The sequence below is a fragment of the Liquorilactobacillus mali KCTC 3596 = DSM 20444 genome (assembly GCF_000260415.1).
GTDB classification, from domain to species: domain Bacteria; phylum Bacillota; class Bacilli; order Lactobacillales; family Lactobacillaceae; genus Liquorilactobacillus; species Liquorilactobacillus mali.
The window spans coordinates 1-21,462 of the sequence record NZ_BACP01000036.1; the positions used below are offsets into that span (position 1 = coordinate 1).

At 35.3% G+C, this 21,462-nt stretch carries 19 protein-coding genes; 10 read left to right on the forward strand and 9 right to left on the reverse strand.

Annotated elements, in window-relative coordinates; translation table 11 throughout:
* On the forward strand, window positions 1-397 hold a 397-nt coding region (locus GSM_RS14065), incomplete at its 5' end, for a LysM peptidoglycan-binding domain-containing protein (RefSeq protein ID WP_010077919.1).
* A gap of 71 nt (window positions 398-468) precedes the next feature.
* Here the strand turns inward: GSM_RS14065 and GSM_RS06410 are convergent.
* Complete coding sequence (locus tag GSM_RS06410; RefSeq protein WP_003689044.1) at window positions 469-2,148, reverse strand: glycerol-3-phosphate dehydrogenase/oxidase; 1,680 nt, start codon at window positions 2,146-2,148, stop codon at window positions 469-471.
* Window positions 2,149-2,162: 14 nt separating this feature from the next.
* Window positions 2,163-3,674 (reverse strand): glycerol kinase GlpK, encoded by a 1,512-nt coding sequence (gene glpK / locus GSM_RS06415; protein WP_003689046.1) that lies wholly within the window; start codon window positions 3,672-3,674, stop codon window positions 2,163-2,165.
* 255 nt (window positions 3,675-3,929) lie between these two features.
* On the opposite strand from glpK, the gene GSM_RS06420 reads away from it, so the two are divergent.
* On the forward strand, window positions 3,930-4,622 hold the full coding sequence (locus GSM_RS06420; protein ID WP_003689048.1) for an aspartate/glutamate racemase family protein: 693 nt from the start codon (window positions 3,930-3,932) through the stop codon (window positions 4,620-4,622).
* Between the two features lies 1 nt (window position 4,623).
* Here the strand turns inward: GSM_RS06420 and GSM_RS06425 are convergent, their stop codons facing one another.
* Complete coding sequence (locus tag GSM_RS06425; protein ID WP_003689050.1) at window positions 4,624-5,178, reverse strand: TetR/AcrR family transcriptional regulator; 555 nt, start codon at window positions 5,176-5,178, stop codon at window positions 4,624-4,626.
* Window positions 5,179-5,353: 175 nt separating this feature from the next.
* On the opposite strand from GSM_RS06425, the gene GSM_RS06430 reads away from it, so the two are divergent.
* Window positions 5,354-6,121, forward strand: a complete 768-nt coding sequence (locus GSM_RS06430; protein WP_235720352.1) for a tyrosine-protein phosphatase — start codon at window positions 5,354-5,356, stop codon at window positions 6,119-6,121.
* A gap of 169 nt (window positions 6,122-6,290) precedes the next feature.
* Here the strand turns inward: GSM_RS06430 and GSM_RS06435 are convergent, their stop codons facing one another.
* Window positions 6,291-6,896 carry a nitroreductase family protein gene (locus tag GSM_RS06435; protein WP_003689054.1) on the reverse strand — a complete coding sequence of 202 codons (606 nt, stop codon included), beginning with the start codon at window positions 6,894-6,896 and terminating at the stop codon, window positions 6,291-6,293.
* A gap of 178 nt (window positions 6,897-7,074) precedes the next feature.
* Between GSM_RS06435 and GSM_RS06440 the strand changes: the two genes are divergently transcribed.
* Window positions 7,075-7,566 (forward strand): PH domain-containing protein, encoded by a 492-nt coding sequence (locus tag GSM_RS06440; RefSeq protein WP_003689056.1) that lies wholly within the window; start codon window positions 7,075-7,077, stop codon window positions 7,564-7,566.
* Window positions 7,559-9,052: a PH domain-containing protein gene (locus GSM_RS06445; protein ID WP_003689059.1), complete on the forward strand. Its 1,494-nt coding sequence runs from the start codon at window positions 7,559-7,561 to the stop codon at window positions 9,050-9,052. Before GSM_RS06440 ends, GSM_RS06445 begins: the two co-directional genes overlap by 8 nt.
* A gap of 49 nt (window positions 9,053-9,101) precedes the next feature.
* Here the strand turns inward: GSM_RS06445 and GSM_RS06450 are convergent, their stop codons facing one another.
* Together GSM_RS06450 and GSM_RS06455 are read right to left on the reverse strand one after the other, a co-directional pair.
* Complete coding sequence (locus GSM_RS06450) at window positions 9,102-9,794, reverse strand: NADPH-dependent F420 reductase (protein ID WP_201781410.1); 693 nt, start codon at window positions 9,792-9,794, stop codon at window positions 9,102-9,104.
* Entirely contained in the window at window positions 9,791-10,834 is a 1,044-nt protein-coding gene (locus tag GSM_RS06455; RefSeq protein ID WP_003689063.1) for an Atu2307/SP_0267 family LLM class monooxygenase, read from the reverse strand. The genes GSM_RS06450 and GSM_RS06455 overlap by 4 nt, the downstream gene beginning before the upstream one ends.
* 577 nt (window positions 10,835-11,411) lie before the next feature.
* Here GSM_RS06455 and GSM_RS06460 point away from each other — a divergent pair.
* The 5 genes from GSM_RS06460 to GSM_RS06480 all read left to right on the forward strand — a co-directional run bounded on the left by GSM_RS06460 (window position 11,412) and on the right by GSM_RS06480 (window position 15,851).
* The gene (locus GSM_RS06460) at window positions 11,412-11,966 is read left to right on the forward strand and encodes an NADPH-dependent FMN reductase (RefSeq protein WP_003689065.1); all 555 of its coding nucleotides are present in this window, start codon (window positions 11,412-11,414) and stop codon (window positions 11,964-11,966) included.
* Between the two features lie 256 nt (window positions 11,967-12,222).
* Entirely contained in the window at window positions 12,223-12,699 is a 477-nt protein-coding gene (locus GSM_RS06465) for a Dps family protein (protein WP_003689067.1), read from the forward strand.
* 196 nt (window positions 12,700-12,895) lie between these two features.
* Window positions 12,896-13,663, forward strand: coding sequence for a (Fe-S)-binding protein (locus GSM_RS06470; RefSeq protein ID WP_003689069.1), 768 nt, complete (start codon window positions 12,896-12,898; stop codon window positions 13,661-13,663).
* A gap of 12 nt (window positions 13,664-13,675) precedes the next feature.
* Window positions 13,676-15,154 carry a LutB/LldF family L-lactate oxidation iron-sulfur protein gene (locus GSM_RS06475; RefSeq protein ID WP_003689071.1) on the forward strand — a complete coding sequence of 493 codons (1,479 nt, stop codon included), beginning with the start codon at window positions 13,676-13,678 and terminating at the stop codon, window positions 15,152-15,154.
* A complete protein-coding gene (locus GSM_RS06480) occupies window positions 15,147-15,851 on the forward strand; it encodes a LutC/YkgG family protein (RefSeq protein ID WP_003689073.1) in 705 nt (234 codons plus the stop codon). The genes GSM_RS06475 and GSM_RS06480 overlap by 8 nt, the downstream gene beginning before the upstream one ends.
* 306 nt (window positions 15,852-16,157) lie before the next feature.
* On the opposite strand, the gene GSM_RS06485 is transcribed toward GSM_RS06480, so the two are convergent.
* The 3 genes from GSM_RS06485 to GSM_RS06495 form a co-directional block, all read right to left on the reverse strand.
* Window positions 16,158-18,158 carry an oxidoreductase gene (locus GSM_RS06485; RefSeq protein ID WP_003689075.1) on the reverse strand — a complete coding sequence of 667 codons (2,001 nt, stop codon included), beginning with the start codon at window positions 18,156-18,158 and terminating at the stop codon, window positions 16,158-16,160.
* A gap of 631 nt (window positions 18,159-18,789) precedes the next feature.
* Window positions 18,790-20,499: an FAD-dependent oxidoreductase gene (locus tag GSM_RS06490; protein ID WP_003689077.1), complete on the reverse strand. Its 1,710-nt coding sequence runs from the start codon at window positions 20,497-20,499 to the stop codon at window positions 18,790-18,792.
* A gap of 25 nt (window positions 20,500-20,524) precedes the next feature.
* Window positions 20,525-21,388, reverse strand: coding sequence for an FAD synthetase family protein (locus GSM_RS06495; RefSeq protein ID WP_003689079.1), 864 nt, complete (start codon window positions 21,386-21,388; stop codon window positions 20,525-20,527).
* Window positions 21,389-21,462: the final 74 nt, after the last annotated feature.

Genomic DNA, 21,462 nt, shown 5'->3' on the forward strand with positions numbered 1-21,462 from the left:
CAGCTCTAGTTCTTCTAGTTCTAGTTCTTCGAATTCGGGAACATCGTCATCTTCCTCGACTTCTGCTTATACCGTTAAGTCAGGAGATTCGCTTTGGGCTATTGCTACTAAATATGGACTTACAGTGAATAAGTTAAAAGAGCTGAATTCCTTGAATACTAATACTATCTACATTGGGCAATCTCTGAAAATTTCAAACAAGGCAACTACAACTAGTTCAACAACTAATAGCAGTTCTAGTTCAGCTTCTTCGGCTAAAAAGTCTTACACAGTTAAATCTGGTGACTCTTTATGGCAGCTAGCTGTTAAATACAACACAACTGTTACACAAATTAAATCGGCAAATCATTTAAGTTCTGACATTATCTATGTTGGACAAATACTAACAATAAATTGACTAATAAATAAATGAGCCATATCCAGACAACTTGGATATGGCTCATTTATTATTTTAAAACTTACTAGCCACTAGCTAGTAACTTCCTCTTTCTTGAAAGCCTGTCTAATTTCAATCTGTTTTTCAACTTCGGACAGCATCTTTTCCTTTGTTTCATCTGCCCAAACGTAGTAGTTGGCCATTTCATCAATTACTTCTTTATAAACCGACTCCATGTGTTTAAACCCAAATAACATCTGACTGCTTCTGCGTAGAAGATAGTCAATTGGATGAACTACCATTTCATCTTCTAAACCATAATGTAATTGAGCATAATCAATAGGATCTAATTCTGTATCTGCTTCTTTGGCCTTTTCTAAGAACTTATAAACTTCATCAACATTTAAACCATAGCGATGAACTAATGCCTTAGCTTGCTCTTCCTCTAAGCCAGCATCAATTCCACGTTTAACTGCTCCTGGGAAGAAATCTTTAAAGCCTTGGCTTCCTTTACTATCTGCCCCAGACAATGGCAATTTTTCTGTTTGTGTATCCACGTAATGATAATCACCATACTCTTGCGCAAAATCTTTAGCCAACTTATTAATAATTTTCTCCGCCATTTTACGGTATCCAGTCAATTTACCTCCAGCAATTGAATACAGGCCCGAATCCGAATGGAATATTTCATCTTTACGTGAAATCTCAGATGGACTCTTGCCTTCCTCCTGGATCAATGGTCTAACACCCGACCAAGCCGATTCAACATCTGCAAAGGTCAGTGGTTCAATCGCAAACATCTGATTAACAGCACTTAAAATATAATGCACATCTTTACTTGTAATTGATGGTTCCTTCGGGTCTTTATCCCAACTAGTATCAGTCGTGCCAAAATATGTCTTTCCTTCACGGGGGATGACAAACATCATTCTTTTATCGTTGAATGGTGTATCAAAGAAAATCGCATTCTTAACTGGAAATTTTGCATTATCAACAACCAAATGAACACCTTTAGTAAGATGCAGATGCTTCCCCACATCAGAACCATCCATTTGCCTGATTTTATCTACCCATGGACCTGCAGCATTTACAACACGTTTTGCATAAATTGTGCCTGTGTTACCAGAGACCCGATCAACATATCTTGCACCATTAACTTTTCCTTGACCATTGTATGTCAAGTCCGTAACTTCTGTATAATTTGCTAACAAGACTCCTTGCTCGTTTGCCTTTTTTGCAACCTCTAGCACGAGTCGGGCATCATCTGTTCGATATTCAACATATACCCCTGTTCCTTTCAATCCATCGGCCTTGAGATACGGCTCGCGTTTAAGAGAGTCACTAGGGGCAAGCATGAACTTTCTCTCACTTTTTTTAACTTTTGCTAAATAATCATAAACATCTAGAGCAATTGCTGTTGTGAATTTACCAAAGGTTCCACCCGCATAAAATGGTAGCATCATCTTCAGTGGTGTTGTTACGTGTGGCGCATTCTCGTATACAATTGCACGTTCTGATCCAACTTCTGCTACTTCATGAATCGCAAGCTGTTTAAGATAACGCAACCCACCATGAACAAGTTTAGTCGATCTGCTGGAAGTTCCGGAAGCAAAGTCTCTCATTTCAATCAAACCCGTCTTCAACCCTCTAGTCTCAGCATCTAAAGCAATTCCAACACCTGTTATTCCGCCGCCAATTACGAGTACATCGAGTTCTTCATCCTGCATTTTCTGTAAATTATTTTCTCTCGTCTGCATACTAAAAGTAGTCATCAACATTCCTCCTATTACTTCTGGCGTTTATTATACTTGAACTCCATGGTTGCTTTAACCGCATGTTTCCACCCAGTATATAAATCGTTTCGTCTTTCCTCATCCATATTTGGTTCAAATTTCTTTCCAACAGAGAAGATTTGCTTCAATTCATCAACACCACCCCAGAATCCAACAGCCAAGCCTGCCAAGAAAGCGGCGCCCATCGCCGTTGTTTCAACATTTGCAGCTCTTTCAATCGGTACATTCAAAATATCAGATTGAAATTGCATTAAGTAGTTATTGTTCGATGCTCCACCGTCTACTCTTAAAACTGGTATTTTGATTTTTGTATCTTCATACATTGTGTCAACCACATCTTTTGATTGATATGCCAGTGACTGTAAAACGGCCTTGATAAAGTCTTTTCGGTTTGTTCCACGTGTTATCCCAAAAACTGATCCGCGAGCTTCAGAATCCCAATATGGGGCACCCAATCCAGTGAACGCAGGAACAACATAGACTTCGTCCTGACTTTCAGATTCAAGTGCGGCTTTTTCCGAATCCGGTGCGCTATCAACCAATTGCATTGAATCTCTTAACCATTGGATAGCTGAACCGGAAACGAAAACTGATCCCTCCAAAGCATAGTTAACTTTACCATCAATTCCATATGCAATTGTTGTTAATAGATTGTTTGCAGACATTATTGGTTCAGTTCCTGTATTCATCACAATGAATGATCCAGTGCCGTAAGTATTTTTAACCATCCCCGACTCTAGAGCTAGTTGCCCAAATAACGCACTTTGCTGATCACCTGCCATTCCCGCGATTGGAACAGAACTACCATAAAAATGGTAATTAGCAGTCGTTCCGTATACCTCCGAATTACTTTTTACCTCTGGCAGCATTACTTCTGGGATATTCAATAATTGCAAAATTTCTTTGTCCCACTTAAGATCATGGATATTAAACAGCATCGTACGACTAGCATTACTATAATCAGTAACATGAATCTCTCCGCCTGATAACTTCCATGCAATCCAAGTATCAATAGTTCCGAAAAGAAGTTCACCCTTTTCTGCTCGCTCTTGTGCTCCCTCAACATGATCGAGTATCCAACGTACTTTTGTGGCAGAAAAATATGGATCAATTACCAAACCTGTTTTTTCATGAATCATCTTTGCATATTTTTTATTTTTAAGATCCTGCGCTATTTCATTTGTCTGCCTAGACTGCCAGACAATTGCATTATAAATTGGTAGTCCAGTTTCTTTATCCCAGACTACAGTCGTCTCACGCTGATTTGTAATACCCACAGCTTTGATTTGTTTTGGCTGTATTCCTGAATTAATGAATGCATTTGCTATTGTCGATAAAACAGCGTTCCAAATCTCATTAGCATTATGTTCGACCCAACCTGGATTTGGAAAGTATTGTGGAAACTCGCGTTGTGCATCGGCTACGATTTTACCGTTATGATCAATGATTAGAGCTCTTGTACTTGTTGTGCCTTCATCAATTGTTAAAATGTAATTCTCTGTCATTTTATCTAGCCTCCATTTTTGATAGCGCTTTCTATAAATTTATCATATACCATTAGCATGGGATTGCAAGAAATTGAGCTTTCTTTTTTTGAAAATAGCGTTTGTTTCAGCTGCTCACTTTGTCACAAACATATCGTGCAAAACATCTTATTACAAATTTCACAATCTTTTAAGGTATACCAATTCTTTGCTCTATCTCAAAATATTATGTTGTATAATATCACTAATCAATTAATTTCTAAGGAAGGTACTTTTATGAAAAAAATAGGTTTGATTGGTGGTATGGGACCAGTTTCGACAATTGATTATTATCAACAGCTGGTGACAAAATTTCAACAAGTACATCCTAATATCTGTCCACCGATCGTGATTGACAGTCTGGATGTTTTTGAACTCTTAACATTAGAAGAAACTGGAAATAAACAAGCTCTTTTACGGGTACTGTTAACTAGTCTCAATAATCTGAAAAATGCAGGTGCCAGTCTTGCTGCTTTGACAGCTAATACACCTCATATGGTTTTTGATGAATTAGTCAGTGTTTCCCCTCTGCCTTTGATAAGCATTGTTGACTCGACCTTAGCTGCCATCAAGAAAAACAAACAAACAAAGATTGGATTACTTGGCACAAAAATGACAATGGAACTTGGCTTTTATCAAAAAAGGTTGCAATCTGCAGACATCAATCTTGTGACTCCGTCTGCCGAACAAATCGATACCATTCACCAAATAATATCTAAGGAATTGGAGGTTGGTATCGTAACAACTCAAAGTAAGCAAAAACTACTTGAGATAATCAAAAAAATGAGCTCCAAAAACAACCTAGATGGAATAATTCTAGGTTGTACCGAGCTTCCATTAATATTAAGCCAAAAAGATATCGCTATAACTGTATACGATACCGTTTCAATTCATGTAGATGATATCCTCAACGTTGCATTACAGGAATGAGTTAATACTTTATTCCAAAAAAAATCATCCTGAAAAGTGACGTTACCGTTTCTTTAAAGTCCAAGCCGTTTTCTTTGAGATACTTTTCTCCTAATAGGCGTTTAAAAATTTGCTGTATCAACATTTGTAAAACTTTTTTTTCTGTACTTGTTAATACCCTGATATTTTCATTTTCAACCACATATATATATATTAGCTCACTCAATTCGTCTAATTTCTCTTGTATTTTAGCCTGTTGTTCTGGATAATCATTCTTAATTTTTACTACAAATTTGATTAGCTTATCTACATCAGAATTATTAGGAAAATCGCTACATCGACACCTTGAAAGATCTGAGAGTAATAGCTTGCCTACTGCTTTTTCCCAACTATTTCTAAACTTGTAAAATACAAAATCAATTGTTTCATTGATAATTGCGGCTTTGTTTGGAAAGAGTATGTACAAAGTTCTCTTACTAATCCTAAGTTCTCTAGCAAGTTCTGCCGTAGTAAGTTTTGTGTCTTCTTTCTCTAATATGCATATAATTTTTTCATACATTTTTCTGTCTTTATCCATAAAATAGTTACTCCTAAAATTTTTTGAATAATATATTATCATCACTAGTTTTTTTTTCACAAAGATTATAAAACTTGTGCCCAAATATTTTTTAAAGTAGTTAGCTGTCTTTTTACTTTTTTCCCATCCTTAGTGTACAATCAGTGTTGTACTTTAAAACTAATATAACACGGGAGTGATTTGTTTGAGTGTTGACTATACGAAAAAAACCACCATTGTAAACTTCAGAGATATTGGTGGTGTCCCTGTTACACATGGTCAATTAAGAGAAAAAACATTTTTCAGAAGTGGCGAATTGTGTAACATTTCTACCCATGATATCTCTTTTCTTGAAGATAAACTACACCTAAAAAAAATATATGACTTTAGACGGCCAGAAGAAATAGAACGGCGCCCAGATTCTCCATTTGGAAAAATTAAATATGAAAATATTAATTTGATGTCCAAAGCAGGTCGAGCTAACCCAAGTCTTAAAAACATGACCATTTCTGATAACATAGAATCACAAATGCTTGATGCGTACTCAGAACTTGTGTTGGGCAACTCTGCTCAAACGGGTTATCATACTTTTCTCATGGAATTAGTGAAAAATCCGCAACCTATAATTTTTCACTGTTTTGCTGGCAAAGATCGTACTGGTTTTGCTGCAGCTTTGCTTCTAAAAATTGCTGGTGCTGCTTCAGATGATATCTACAAAGATTACTTAAAGACAAATGAAGCTCGCAAAGAGGCTAACAAGGAAATTCTAAATGCCTTCTCTGATAAACTATCTCCTAAAAAATTAGCGGGATTAGAAGTATCCTTAAATGTTAAACAAGATTACTTAGCATATGCATTTAAATTAATCGATCAACAGTTTGGAAGTTTTAACAACTATCTTCTTGATGCCCTCACTCTTCCAAAAAGTTATGTTTCAACTTTCCAAGATATTTATGTCATTTAGCATTATGAAAAGCTTACTGTGAATAGACAGAAACAATGACTAATAAAGTTCTTTTTCTTATATAAAAAGAGGGAGTCAGGCCAAAGTTTAACTTTTGTCCCGATTCCCTCTTTATTATTCTCTTATTTACAAGATTATCCATCTCTTGACAGATAGGTTCTTAAAAAAATCAGTCTTCAATTACAATTACACGTTTATCATCATCCACGTAAACTTTTTCTTCGCGTGTTGCTTCAATTGATCCAAATGGCATTTCTGCGCGCAAAACCCAGCCTTCAGGAATATTAAATGCCTCCTTAAAAGCATCATCTATAAGTGGATTATAATGTTGCAAACTTGCACCCAACTTATTTTCTGCTAAAGCAACCCACACACTTTGTTGAGCCCCACCAAGTCCTTGTTCAGACCAATCTTGGAAGTTATCGGCATATAAAGTAAACTGTGCCTTATTATCATCAATTATCGTTTGGTCCGTAAAGAATAAGATTGTCCCAAAACCAGCTTTAAATGAATTTATTTTCTCTTTTGTTTTTGCATATGCTTCCTCTGTCGGTACCTCGGACTTCAATCTTTCAGCTACTAAGTCCCAAGCCTTATCTGATGCATTTCCAAAAAGAACGATAGCACGTACTGATTGATTGTTAAAAGCTGTAGGCGATTCCTTGATTGCGTTTTTAACCAGATTAACTATTTCTTCTTTTGATTCGCTAACATTTTTTCCCAAAGCATAAATTGAACGTCTATTTTTTAATAATCCGATAAGTTTTTGTTCCATTAAAAATTCTCCTGACATGAATTGATTTGTTATCTTTTCTATAACACGTTTAATTGTAGTTAACTTTTTCTTTCTTGTCAATGCTTACTTTTTAAAAGTCTAGTTTTTTTGTACCTTTACATGTCTCATTACATTTTGCTATCATTTATGAATACTATCTTGAAAGTTGGTAACATTCATGAATACATATATTTTACTAAAGAACAAAATGCCTTCATCCATCAAGAAAGCTTGGATTATAAAAGATCTAATAACCTTTTTTACTTCAATTGTTGTTATTGAGGCACTCCACTTTCTTGCTAAAATTTTTTGGCACTCTACCTGGATAAATAAATCTGAACTAATTCTTATAATCATTGTGACATCAATAGCTGTTTTTTCTTTAATTTTAATTCCATATAAATACTTTTTTCACCGTTATGAAATCAATCAAACAGAAGTTGCAATTCAAACTGGCTTTTTCTTTCGCAAAACTATCTATATACCCTTAGTCCGGATACAGCACATTGAAACTTCTCAAGGACCGATCCTTCGTTTAATGGGTCTGACCGAGTTATCAATTCATACTGCTGCGAGTACTCACCACTTAAGTGGATTGGATATTAAAACAGCTGCCAACTTGCGTACACAAATACTGGAGTTAGTCGAGGTGATTCGCGAAGATGTCTAAATATCAACGACTTCATCCCCTTGTAATACTAAAAAAGAGTATCTCATGGTCATTTTCTTTCATACTCATACTAATTTTCGATATCTTACGTAATCCCAGTAATAAATTTAATTGGCTTTCTAGTACTTCAATCTTTGGTGCCTTAATTGCAGCAGCAATTATATTTAATGCATACCGCTGGGTTACATTTAAATACCAAATTAGTTCCACAACTCTATCAATTAAAACTGGTATATTTTTTAAACGTGAACAAATCATCCCTTTTTCGAGAATCCAGTCAATTCATCAGGAATCATGGTTCTTATTTCGTCCATTTCGAATTATTAAGCTTACTATTGAGACTGCTAGTTCAGGTAGCAAGGTTGAAAGTACGATATTGGAGCTAGTACCCCTGTCAACATATGATTTACTTGAAAAACTGCGGCTTGGAAAAAATGACATTATTGAAACAGATATCAAACAAGCTAACGAACAACACTATAAAGAACGGTATTCTGTATCTTTGAATGATATTATCGTCTTTTCACTAGTTGATTTTAATGTTATTTCCGGTCTACTAGGATTAATTGCTGCAGTTTATCATTTTAGTAATTTTTCTAATAAATATCTGAACCCATTTTTGAATAGGGTGGCTGCAAGTGGACTATTCATCATTTCTTCATTCATAATCATAATTATTATAGTTACCATTTTTGTATCTATTGCGAAGAATATTTTTAAATATTACAAATTCAAGGTATACCGAGAGCTCGATAACATAATTATAGAACGCGGATTTTTTACGCGCACCATTTTAAGTGTTCCAATCGAACGGATTCAGGCTATTCACACAAAGGGATCTTTATTACAAATTCTCTTAAGCCTTAGAACCGTTGAACTTTTATTGGCATCTGGTAAAAAAAGTGAAAACAATGAAAATACCGAAGACACTACCTTTTTTCTTTTTCCGATAATAAATCGTCGTTTATTATCCACTAAACTTGCACAAATTATACCCGAGTTCACTGAAAAATTTAATCAAAAGGAACCACAATCATTCCCATGTCCACCGCATTATTTTTTATTCAGCCGATTTCATTTTCTAGGCCTTTTCTTACTAATTCCGCTATTTTTTTGGAATAGTAGTAGCGGTTGGAAATTCTTATTTGGTATATTAATAATTTCTTTCACCCTATTGTCAGTTATTAATTCTATTTGGAAAACTAAAACTCAATCTAGCACATATTATGAAAAAGGGTTACTCACAGTTAGAACTGTTCATTTTTTTATACTCAATGAATATCTCTGCCCTTTGAACAAAATTCAATCAATTTCAATATCAACTACACCTTTTCTCTATTATCAGCAGCTTGGACACACAGCTCTTTCACTTAAAACTGGAGAAACAGCTTTGAAGATAAAGTTAAAGTATCTATCGTGGCCGATTTGCGAGAATATCAAAAAGTGTTGTTCCCCTAAAATCAAAAAATACACTTTAAAAAAGTAAAAAAATAATTTGCTGACCAACCTAGTAACTATAGTCAGCAAATTATTTTTTATTTCATAGCAAGATTGCCTGCCTTTTTTGCCTCTATTCCTCTTTTTGTTGTTTCAAAAGAAGCTAGTGCTGCTTTCAATTCATCATATTCTAAATTTGCACCAAAAACTGGGCTTCCCGGTTCCATGCGGATTCCCTGAGAAAGATTGCCTCCATCCAAAGGATCAAAGCCAAAATCATCAACTATTGCAGCAACTTTTTGGACTGCATCCTTGTTGTCACCAACTATTGCAATCGCTTTTCGCGTTCTCTGTCCCTTAGATTTTGCTTCATCATACAAGTTATGGTACCCCATATGATTGAAAGCTTTTACGACAATACTTTTCTTTAGATAACTTTGGACTAATTCACTTGATGAACTACTAACATCAGTTAGCTCTGGACGCTGCCCATCAACTTCCCACCAATAATTCATCGCATCTATTACAAGTTTGTCTGCTAATTGATCAATAGAAAGTGTCTGATATTTACCTAACGGAAGAGCTAGAATAACAGTATCTGTCTTTTCTACAACTTCTTTTGCGATGAGTGCCTTAGCACCCGGTAACAATACCTCCACCGTTAATGCAATCTTTTCAGGACTACCTGAGCCAGCAATATATACTTGATATCCTGCTCTTGAGGCGAGTTGGCCTAATACCATTCCTAATTTCCCAGCTCCTAAAATTCCAATTTTTTTCACCATTTCTATCCCTCGCTTAATAGCTCACGCACCCTTGGAATTACCTTAGTAGCATACAGTTCAATTGTTCGTTCACGGGCGTTTGCTGACAATCCTCCAGCACCGTACACTAATTCAAATCTTCCTATGCCTAAAATCTTGATCATTCTAGCAATTCTCTTTGCCACCGTTTCGGGTGAACCAACATAGAATGAACCATTCTGAACTTCGCCTTCATATTGTTCCCGCGACATTGGTGTCCAGCCACGATCTTGCCCGATTCTTACAAAACTCGCTCTGATATGATTCCACCCTAATTCAATTGCCTCTTCATCCGTATCTGCAATCACTCCATGTGAATGGACTGCAACTGGATAGACCGGTTGTTCAAACTTTGCCGCAGCTTTTTTATATAACTCAATATATGCACTGAATCTCTCAGGTGAGCCTCCGATAATAGCTAAAGTCAATGGAAACCCGTATCTTGCAGTTCTCACAACAGATTCAGGCGAACCACCAACTGCAATTCTTGTTGCTATCTTGCCATTATCCGTTTTTGGAAAAACATCAGCATCCTTTAATGCCGCTCTAGTTGTGCCTTCCCAAGTTACTGGTTTTTCTTCCAATAACTTAGAATACAAGTTAAGTTTTTCTTCAAAGAGAATATCATAATTTTGTAGATCATATCCAAATAATGGAAAGGATTCTGTAAATGATCCCCTGCCTAACACGGCTTCTGCACGTCCTCTTGATATTGCTTCAAGGGTTGCGAAACGTTCATATACTCTCACTGGGTCATCTGAACTCAACACTGTAACTCCCGTAGCCAACGTAATTTTTTTCGTGATAGATGCGATTGCAGCTAAAACTGTATCCGGACTTGAAATTGCATAATCAACTCGATGATGTTCCCCCAAGGCTATGACATCAATTCCTAATTCATCAGCCATTTTTGCTTCCTTAACCACCTGTCTGATAGCTTCAGCCTGTGTGAAGGATTTGCCGTCTTCATCTTGTGGAATATCTCCGAATGAATCCAGACCAAAAATTAATTCCTCTGGTTTTATCATTTTTTTTACCGCCTTCTTCAATTATATTCTTATTTTTTGTAAGTATATTAAAATACTAGTATTCATTTCTTTGAGTGTCAAGAAATATAATTAATATCTCAAATCCTTCCTTATCTTAATGTTAGCTTAACAAAAAGCACTATTATTCATTAACTATTATTCATAGTTTTTTCAAACTTGAATCCTATACTATAACCATAGTCTTGATACAAAACATCCCGCTCCCCCAAAACGGAGATGCTATAGACTACTAAAATTCGTTTTTTCTCTACTCCCTTTCTCCGTGGTTAACCCCAAGACCACGGAGTTTTTTGTGTAATAAACAGCTAATTGACTGTGGAAAAAACTAATTACAGAGAAACTCCAGAGCTTATTTCATTCGATAATTAATTGACTTCACTAACATTGTAGCGTCATATGTCTTTTTTACCCAATAGATACATCTCACATGAATCTAAATTAAATAAAATTTACAATAAAATAATTATTGATAATCAAAGTAAAAGTTGTTGCTTTTTTTATCACATGTTGTTATAGTTACTGTGTCAAGAACATAAAAAATAAGGAGTGATTTTTAATGACTAAAACAGTTGGTCTAATCGTTGGTAGTTTAAGAAAAGGTTCTTTTACTAGAGCTGTAGCCGAACAAATGGCTGCACAATTGCCCGAAGGATTTGAAGTTAAAAAAATTGATATTAGCAAGCTCGATTTATACAATCAGGATTTGGATGATGAAGGTAGAGTTCCTGCAAGCTGGACTGAGTTCCGTGAGGCAATGAAAACTGTCGATGCAGTGATTTTTGCAACACCTGAATTTAACCGTTCTGTTCCTGGAGCATTAAAAAATGCACTCGATGTTGGTTCACGTCCTTATGGAGCAAGTGTCTGGGACAAAAAGCCAGCAATTATTCTGAGCGTCTCACCAGGTGCAATTAGTGGCTTTGGTGCTAACCATCACCTTCGTCAATCATTAGTATTTCTCAACATGCCTACTATTCAACAACCTGAACTATATATTGGTAATGTCACAGAACTACTTGATGATGATTTGAAAATTACTAATGAAGGAACTATTAAGTTTCTTGGCAGTGCGATGGTCACCTTTGCTGATTTCATCAATCGTCTGTCTTAAAATTCTTCAATATAATTTCATGTATTCAAACAAACAGATATGAAACTGGTGACTGGCTCATTACTGGCTGCCAGTTTTTTATTTGCTTTTAAATTTGTTATTTTTAAATACCTTAATTCATTCTCAATAGCCAACTTTATTAATCTTGGAAGAGCTGTAAATCTGGTTCAGTACGGTAATGCTCTTTCCTTGATTGTGAATAAGTTTCAATATAAGATTAGGGTGTATCAAAAATAATGAAAGGTGGTACTCAAGAATGACGAAAACAATTGATTCTTCCAAAACACAGTTACAGTTAAACCAGCTATTAGCAGATTTGACTCAACTGCAAAATAATATTCAACAAACCCACTGGTATATGCGTGGTAAGAATTTCTTTCATCTGCATCCACTAATGGATGATTATAAAGATCAGTTGGGTGAACAACTTGATGAACTCGCTGAAAGACTTATTGCGTTGGGTGGAAGTCCTTATGCTACAGTCAAAGAATTTATTTCTAATACTGGTTTGCCAGACGAAAAAATCGAATTTAATCAGTTTACCTTGCCTGAATTAATGAGTAGATTGTTAGATGAGTTTAAATATTTGCGTGATCAGTACCAAATCGGGATAGAGGTTACTGATGAGGAAAAGGATTTCCCAACTCAAGATATTCTAAATGGATATAAGAGTGACACCGATAAAATAATTTGGATGATTAGTGCTTACTTAGATGAAAGTCCTACTGATTAGTATTGACTAAAGAATAAAAAAGTAGCACCTTAAAGCGATCTTTTAATGGGACACTTTAACGGGTTACTTTTTTATTTTTTTGTTTTGTAATTATTCTAATTTAATTTGATTTGAGCTATAATGGCCTTGAATAAATGGTGTTATCTTTTCTATCGTAAATTTTGATGCTGTTCCCAATTATTTTTGGAGGTGCCTTATGAAAGTTGCAATTTTTTCAACATGTGTCGTCGACCTACTCTTTCCCAATGTTGGACAAGCGATGGTCGAAGTACTAGAAAGAATCGGTTGTGAAACTTCTCTACCAACTAATCAGGTTTGCTGTGGTCAACCTACATATAACAGTGGCTACCATAAAGAAAGCAACAAAGTTTTTTACAACGAAATTGATGCATTGTTATCTACCGATGCTGATTATATCGTTGGTCCAGCAGGCTCTTGTGTTGCGATGCTACGTCAATATCCGCACATTCTAAAAGATAATCCTGACTACTCCAAAAAAGCACAAGAATTGGCCGATAAAAGTTATGAGTTCTCACAGTTTGTTTATAATATTTTGGGCGTTGTTGATGCAGGAGCACAACTTGATGCCGTTGCAACTTATCACCGATCTTGCCACATGACTCGGCTGCTCGGTGAAAAAACCGCTCCTTTTGCTTTATTAGACAATGTTAAAGACTTAAAAATGGTTCCACTCCCTCATCTTGAGAATTGTTGCGGCTTTGGAGGAACTTTCTCCGTTAAGGAACCGGAAATCTCAAAACAAATGGTTGATGAAAAAGTGGACTCAATTATCAGTACGGGTGCACGGGTTTTAATTAGTGCCGATGCATCCTGTCTAATGAATATTGGTGGCCGTTTCAGTCGTCGAAATGAAAATATCAAAATTATGCATATTGCAGAGGTACTCAATCATAATGTGGATGCCAGTCGTATCCGGTACAAAAATCAGCCAACTACTGTTTAGAAGGAGGCAATTATGACAATATCAACTAGTGATAAACCCTTTTTAACACGTGTCAAAGAATCTGAAAATGACCACTTTATGCAGCAATCAGTTGCAAAGGCGCAAGATGCACAATGGGACAAAAGAACTGCTGCTCGAGAAGAACTCGGTAATTGGGAACAATGGCGCGATTTAGGTGAACAAATTCGGCAGCACGTTATTAAATACCTACCGGATTACTTGGAACAATTTAGTGATAACGTTGAGAAAAAGGGCGGTCATGTTTTCTTTGCTCAAACTGATGAACAGGCCGTAAATTATATTAAAAAAATTGCAAAAGAGAAGAAAGCACATAGAATCGTAAAATCAAAATCAATGGTTACAACTGAAATCAATCTTGATAAAGCATTATTGTCCCTTCCAGAAACTTCAATAATGGAAACTGATCTTGCAGAATTCATTTTGCAAGAAGACAACTGGGATGAACCAACACATATTGTTTTTCCTACCCTGCACAAAAATCGTGATCAGATCCAAAATGTTTTTAAGAAGCTTGGTTACTCGGGCAGCAACGACCCTGAGGAAATGGCTAAATTTGCACGAAAATATCTTCGTGAGTATTTTATGCAAGCCGATTTGGGAATTACTGGTTGTAATTTTGCCATTGCTGATAATGGCATGATTAATCTTGTAACTAATGAAGGAAATGCTGACTTAACAATGGCTATCCCAAAGACACAAATTGTTGTCATGGGAATGGAAAGAATTGTACCAAGTCTTAAGGAAGCAGAAGTCCTAGATAATATGTTATCTCGAAGCGCAGTTGGTCAAAAGTTAACCAGCTATTGTTCATTCAGTGGACCACAAGTTAATGGAGAAAGCGATGGACCTACTGATTTTCATGTTGTTATTTTAGATAATGGTCGATCAAATGCTCTTGGAACAGATTTTGAGCCGGTTTTGCAATGTATTCGTTGTGGTGCTTGCTTAAATGTCTGCCCAATTTATCGTCATATCGGTGGACATGGCTATGGTTCAATTTATCCTGGCCCAATCGGAGCTGTCTTATCCCCAGTACTTGATGGCTATGAGAAATTTGGTGATTTACCGTTTGCTTCAAGTCTTTGTGCCGCTTGTACCGAGACATGTCCTGTGAGAATTCCTTTACATCAATTACTTATCAAACATCGTAAAGTTATGATGGATAAATTAAAGATGGATCACAGCTTCAATAATGTTTTGATGAAAGGTGCTGGAGTTGCCACAAGCTCTCCAATTCTCTTCAAGATTGCCTTGGAAGGTGCCCATATGGGATCAGCACCTTTGTCTAAGAGTAAAGAAACTTCAGTTGATAATCTGTTCAACTATGGTCATATTGAGAAGGCCCCTTCAATTGCCTCCGGTTGGACTGATGTTCGTGACCTGGCAAGACCCCCAAAGCATTCCGATGATTTCAGGAGTTGGTATAAGAAACATAAAAAAGAACAGCAAGAAGGTGTTTCACATGACTAATTCAAATCGCGAAATCTTTCTTGATAAAATCGCAACTAAGGCTGGTAGGCCTAGGCATCAGTTGAAAAATCATCCCTTCGTTCCTATCAATGATTTACCGGAATCAACCTTAGCTGGTAAGTCCCAAGATGAATTGCTTGAGCTTGCGCAAAAAAATAGTGAAGCAGTCCATGTTACTTTTGAGAAAACTAATAGAAGCTCGCTTTCAGCTTTATTAAACGATTTTTTGAGTGCAAAGGACATTAACAATTTAATACTGCCTACCTGTGATAAATGGACTACTTTTGGATTGTCTGATTGGGAGAATAAGCTTGTAGATTCTGCAGAATTTTGGGCTCCTGAGAGTTCACGTACTGAAAATCTCGCTAAAGCAAATGCTGCAGATGGAGCAATTGGATTTGCTGATTATTTACTAGCCGAGTCTGGCACAATTACGGTCGCTACTACTCCTGGACAAGGGCGTGGTTTCCACTTCTTGCCAACTCACTATCTCAGCATTATTCCTAAAAGCCATATTCTTTCCCGCAGCAGGCAGGCTATGCGCAAATACGAAGCAGCCATCACCTCTGGTAGATTAACAACTTCAAACATTAACTTTATTACTGGGCCGTCAAATTCTGGTGATATCGAAATGGTCCTTGTTGTTGGTGTCCATGGTCCACTTGACATGACGTATGTTGTTGTTGAAGACTTATAACTAGAATAATGTATCAAATAGTTGATGATATAAAACTTATTTATGTAATTATCAAAGAAATTGTGTATGAGTAATCTTTCATAACACAATTTTTTTGATTTTATAACAATACCATTTTATTTTTCACGTGAAACACTTTGGAAGTAAATTCTAATTACTTGGGATGATGCTTCTTGCAATCTTAACTAAATAATTTAGTGGCTACCTAGATTAGTACAGTCTGAATGTTTAATTTAAAATATGTAACGTTAAAAAACCATCAATTTTTTAACTTTTACTGAAATTTTGCTATTTATTAACCAACCTCTAAATTTTTTTGTATTTATCAACCAGATGAATTTCGTTTATAATTCCTCTAGCCTCTTGTGTCCCCTCATAAATTCGCCGAGCTCGTTTTGAATCTCCAATATTCAATAGTGTTATTCCTTCATTTTGTGTAAATTGTTGTAAATCGTCAAAGCCTGGGGTGTAGCTTCTCATTCCTAAGCATACAAAAGCTTTATCAAAAAGTAATTTTCTTTCTTTACCCGCACAACTCACAACTGCTGCTGTGTTTGAAATTGACAACAACTTAGTCCCAACAAATTGTTTAACGTTATATTTATCTAATAATTCTTTCATCCCAAGTTTAGTAATTATATCCAAGTCTTTTCCTATTTCAGGTAACAGTTCTACCATCGTTACTTTACAATTTTGATGTTCTGTAAAATATTCCATCACATCTAGACCAACGGCACCTCCACCAATCACCAAAATATTTTCTCCTTGATTGAAATCTTCTAAATTATTCAGTAAATCAAAAATATCAAATACATGTGAATTGTTTCCCGTGCGTGCTTCTTGCAAGCCTTCAATTGATGGTAAAAATGGATGGGCACCAGTTGCGTTAACAATAATATCTGGCTTTTGATTTTTAATTATATCTAAATCCACATATTCATTTAGATGTATTACAAGGTTGCTCAAATGTTCTGCTCTCACTTGTAAATAGTTTACATAATCATCTATTCTGTGCTTGTCAGGCAGCCGAGCAATCTCATGTGCTAATCCGCCCAAATAGCTTTTTTTCTCATATAAATAAACCTCTGCTCCTATTTCTGCAGCAGAACAAGCTGCCTCAAGTCCAGTTGTTCCTCCACCAATTACGACTATCTTAATTTTATTCTTTAATCTGTCTCGTTTAAAATCATCTTCGCCGATTACATCAGGATTCACGGTGCAACGTAAAGGAAGACCCTTACCAATTCGATGGTCTGCACAGCCAATATTACATGAGATACACTTTCTCAGCATTTCTTCATTTCCAAACTTTACCTTATTGACCCAGTTAGGTTCTGCAATCAACCCCCGTCCCATCGCTACCAAATCAGCCTGTCCTGTTTCCAATACTCTTTCAGTTACTTGCGGAGACCTAAAGTTTCCGGAAGTAATAGTGACTTTATTGAACTTATTTTTTACTTTCTGTGCCATGAAAGAACGCCAACCATCTGGTAGGTTCATCTTATCAATTTGATATTGTAAGTTATCATTGATTCCTGCAGAAACATTTAATATATCAGCTTCTTTGCTGAAATATTTCAATAATTCCAACACGTCTTCTACTGTATTTCCATCCTTAACAAACTCATCGGCACTGATTCTTACAGAAATTGGAAAACGTGGGCCAACAGCTTTTCGGACAGATTCCAAAACCTCATTTGCAAATCTTGCTCGATTTTCTACCGAGCCACCATACTGATCATTTCTGTGATTATAGTGTGGTGAAAGAAACTGATCAAGTAAGTAGCTATGACCAGCATGAATTTCAATACAATCAAAACCAGCTCTTTTTGCACGATCTGCTGCTGCTGCATACCTATTGACAATCAACTTTATTTCCTCAACTGTTAAAGGTCGAGGACAATTCATTCCTTTTTTAGAAGGTACGTCCGATGCAGATACCGGTTGAATTCCATTTAACCTCAAATTAGTTGCAGATGCTCCAGCATGGTTAATCTGGACGGAAGTACATGCACCATAAGCATGCATCCTCTCATTAAATTTCCAAAGGCCTGGTAAGAATTGATCATTATCCATCCTTAATTGGGTAGTTCCATTTGTCCCCATTGGATAGTCAAAACAAACATTTTCCAATGTAATTAAGGCTGTCCCACCCTTTGCTCTTTGCTCATAATATTTAATATGATTATCATTAATTGTACCATCGTAATTAGCAAAATTAGATCCCATCGGGGGCATAACAATCCTATTCTTTAGTGTCATACCATTAATCGTAATAGGTTCAAAAATATGTGGGTATCTATTCATCAGTAATTCTCTCCTTCTTGAAAGTTACGTTTTATTCTCTATATGACTTTGTTATTTAAAACTAACTTAATGCAAATAATCATTAGCAAAAAATAAACTATAATATTTATTTTATTTTCAAAAACATCTCCTTGTTATTTGTGATATCAAAATCAAGCTTTAAAATAATAATATTTTTGCTAATTTATTTAGGCTCCTACCTTGTACTATCTAAATTCCTTTAAAAACAGGAAATTAAGTTGAAAAAAAATAAAATAATATTGTTAAGATACACTGCACACCAAGAAAACAAGGTATTCTTTTTATTTTTTGTTACCTTATTCACATATTATAGTCAAAAAAACAATATAATAAATAAATTAAATTTGAATAATTCATAAAAAAATTCTATTGAATTTTCTACTCAATATCCGTTGACGAATTGATTCTGACTTATTAGGAATCATTTTATTATTCTTCATCTTATTTTTTCTAAACTGCCTGCCATTATAAATATTTAAATTCAACTCATTCTATAATTAAACAAATTCTAACAAAAAAACTGTAACTAGTTTCTCCAAATTAAATCAATTTAAAATTTGAGAAAGACAGTCACAGTATTTCTTCATTTGATATTATTAAATTTCTTTATTTACATTTTATCCTCGTAAATAATTGCTGCTCGACCCGCTGCAAAACCAGAAGAAAAGCTCCAACTATTCATCATGCTTGGCATTGAATCATGTCCATTCGCTCCACCAATAATTTCACCAGCACCAAATAAATTCTTGATTGGACGATTAGCACTATTAAGTAAATTCATTTTTTCATCAACTATATATCCACCTAAAGTAGTAGCAAATCTATCTCTTTGTTCCACAGCATAGAAAATACTGCCCTCAAACGAATGAAGATAATCAGCGGCCCTGCCAAATTCAGGATCTTCTTCATTTACCGCATATTCCTCATACTTCTCCAATGTTTTTATTAATCCTTGTTCGTCAATGTTTGCTTTATTAGCAATTTTTTCAAGTGATCCTTTTACAAAAATAGGAATCTTACTCCCATCGTTTTTCAAATATTCTTTTATTTCATTTTTAGAAAAGTCGTGTAACACTAATAACTTATAGAACTCCTTCCATGTTCTTTCATCCATAATTAAGTATGCAATCCTCTCTGATTGTTCCAAAATTGCATCTCGAAGTTTTGTATAAACGTCCGACTCATTAACTATTCTTTGGCCTTTTTTATTTACATAGATAGCTCCCATATCTGTTGCCATTTTAGAAGCATAAGTTGTTAGCTTAGCAATTCCAGGCTCCACCTCAACACCATGGGGATAGACCTTAAGCCAATTCTGGTCATGAGCTTTCAACGATAGTGAATGTGTAAATTGATATGAGTCTCCAGTAGAAGTCATGGGTCCATAATAATCAATTCCCTCACCCTTTCCTTCTTTTAGTACTTTAGCTCCATATCCTCCGGACGCTAATATCACACTTTTGGCTTTGATATAATAAGAGACATATTTACTTTCTGCAATGACCCCCTTCACCATGTTCTTCTCGATGGTCATGTTTTCCACTCGAACATCTAGTAGAATCTCCCCACCCTTTTTAAAAAATGCTTTAGCCATTTTGTCGATAAATTCATAACTACTCGAGCTAGGTAATTCAATCTGTCGTTCCACACTATGTTCAGGTGTCTGTGTTTGTGCTTTCCTATAATCTAAATTTGCAAAATCACTAACAAAATCAATTGCATTTCCAATATTTTCTACCATGATTTTTGTTAAATCAGTATAATTTGTTTGCCTTGATTCTTTAGAAACATCCTTTGCAAGAAGACCAGGGGAATCACCGTAGTCCGATTCAAATATTTTTTTACTTGTTTTTGAACCTGTACCCACAACATTTGACCCATTCAAGATTGTCGCGCCACCCAGATATCCATTTTTTTCTAGCAAAATAACTTTAGAACCCAATGATAGTGCCTTACTAGCTGCTACTAATCCAGCACCACCACCACCTATGACTAAAGTATCTGTAACTATTTCCTTTTTTTTCTGAACTTGCGTATTTTCAGATTTCTTGCCGTTTAAATGTATTCCATTGTCAGTAATTGCTTCTTTTGCGGTATCTAAAATTGACTTGGTCATTATTGTCGCGCCGCTAATCGTATCAACATCAAAGCTTTGATTAGAAATTACATCACTCTTTAATTTGCTAAAAACTTGGTTAAATATTCCAGGCGTTTCCATGTGATTTATAATTTTTAAATCCTTAATCTTGTTTTTTTCAATATCGACTTCAAATTCTATTTTTCCATTACGACCTTGGGTATTTAAATTTATTTTTTTCATTATTTATTTCTCCTCAAAAATATTGTTAATTTAGCCTCTGCAGTATGTTCATAACACTTGTGTGCCTTTGGAATGTTTTATTATTAAAAAATCTGATTTTTATATTTTCCCCATTTAATAACTTATTAACATTACTGCTTATTTCAACGTTATTATTTATCATTTTTATTTGTACTGAAAATTTTCCCATTGATGTCTCTGCTTCACCACTATAAATACCGTCTGCTGGCCGAACTTGAAATTCATTTTTTAGACTAAATTTATTAAAACTTTGTTTACCTTTTCTCACAGAAATATTACCCTCAATTTCATAGGCATATCCCAATAATTCATTTGCAAAACTTATTTCACCTAATTTAATTAATTGTCGAATTAATGTCGAGCTTATCTTCTCACCTTGATATGTTTCCTTTGGAACTGTGGTAACATTGAAACGTCCCTCACTATACATCCGCATCTTTTCCATGTTTGCTGTCCCATGATTTCCAAATGTATAGTCAAATCCTGCAACAACAGAATCGCTATTCAATCTAACAATAAAATCTTCAACGAATTCATATGGAGATAATACTGCAAATTTTCTCGTAAAATCTACGACGTACAAAATGTCAACTCCGGCATTTTCCAAAAGTTGCTTTTTCTGAGATAAGTTGCATAGATACCTTATTTTAAAGGGCTCATTTGGTCCACTAAATACTTCCGATGCATGTTTATCGAATGTCATAACTGCAAGTGGCAACTTTTTTCTTAATGCTGTCTTTTTAGCCTCACTAATAACCTTTTGATGTCCTAAATGAACACCATCAAAAAAGCCTAAGGCAAGTACTACCTTATGTGTATCACTAAGTTTTTTTAAATCATATGGATATTTCAAATCAATGACTTTCATATTAGCACCCCTCTAGTTAATATCTGAAATATATACGAAAAAACTGTGAATGACCTAATCTTGTCATACACAGT

What these genes read in the sequence shown, in the direction of transcription:
- GSM_RS06410 (WP_003689044.1), bottom strand. Translation starts at nt 2,148, where the DNA reads ATGACTACTTTTAGTATGCAGACGAGAGAAAATAATTTACAGAAAATG.
- glpK (WP_003689046.1), bottom strand. Translation starts at nt 3,674, where the DNA reads ATGACAGAGAATTACATTTTAACAATTGATGAAGGCACAACAAGTACA.
- GSM_RS06420 (WP_003689048.1), top strand. Translation starts at nt 3,930, where the DNA reads ATGAAAAAAATAGGTTTGATTGGTGGTATGGGACCAGTTTCGACAATT.
- GSM_RS06425 (WP_003689050.1), bottom strand. Translation starts at nt 5,178, where the DNA reads ATGGATAAAGACAGAAAAATGTATGAAAAAATTATATGCATATTAGAG.
- GSM_RS06435 (WP_003689054.1), bottom strand. Translation starts at nt 6,896, where the DNA reads ATGGAACAAAAACTTATCGGATTATTAAAAAATAGACGTTCAATTTAT.
- GSM_RS06440 (WP_003689056.1), top strand. Translation starts at nt 7,075, where the DNA reads ATGAATACATATATTTTACTAAAGAACAAAATGCCTTCATCCATCAAG.
- GSM_RS06445 (WP_003689059.1), top strand. Translation starts at nt 7,559, where the DNA reads ATGTCTAAATATCAACGACTTCATCCCCTTGTAATACTAAAAAAGAGT.
- GSM_RS06455 (WP_003689063.1), bottom strand. Translation starts at nt 10,834, where the DNA reads ATGATAAAACCAGAGGAATTAATTTTTGGTCTGGATTCATTCGGAGAT.
- GSM_RS06460 (WP_003689065.1), top strand. Translation starts at nt 11,412, where the DNA reads ATGACTAAAACAGTTGGTCTAATCGTTGGTAGTTTAAGAAAAGGTTCT.
- GSM_RS06465 (WP_003689067.1), top strand. Translation starts at nt 12,223, where the DNA reads ATGACGAAAACAATTGATTCTTCCAAAACACAGTTACAGTTAAACCAG.
- GSM_RS06470 (WP_003689069.1), top strand. Translation starts at nt 12,896, where the DNA reads ATGAAAGTTGCAATTTTTTCAACATGTGTCGTCGACCTACTCTTTCCC.
- GSM_RS06475 (WP_003689071.1), top strand. Translation starts at nt 13,676, where the DNA reads ATGACAATATCAACTAGTGATAAACCCTTTTTAACACGTGTCAAAGAA.
- GSM_RS06480 (WP_003689073.1), top strand. Translation starts at nt 15,147, where the DNA reads ATGACTAATTCAAATCGCGAAATCTTTCTTGATAAAATCGCAACTAAG.
- GSM_RS06485 (WP_003689075.1), bottom strand. Translation starts at nt 18,158, where the DNA reads ATGAATAGATACCCACATATTTTTGAACCTATTACGATTAATGGTATG.
- GSM_RS06490 (WP_003689077.1), bottom strand. Translation starts at nt 20,499, where the DNA reads ATGAAAAAAATAAATTTAAATACCCAAGGTCGTAATGGAAAAATAGAA.
- GSM_RS06495 (WP_003689079.1), bottom strand. Translation starts at nt 21,388, where the DNA reads ATGAAAGTCATTGATTTGAAATATCCATATGATTTAAAAAAACTTAGT.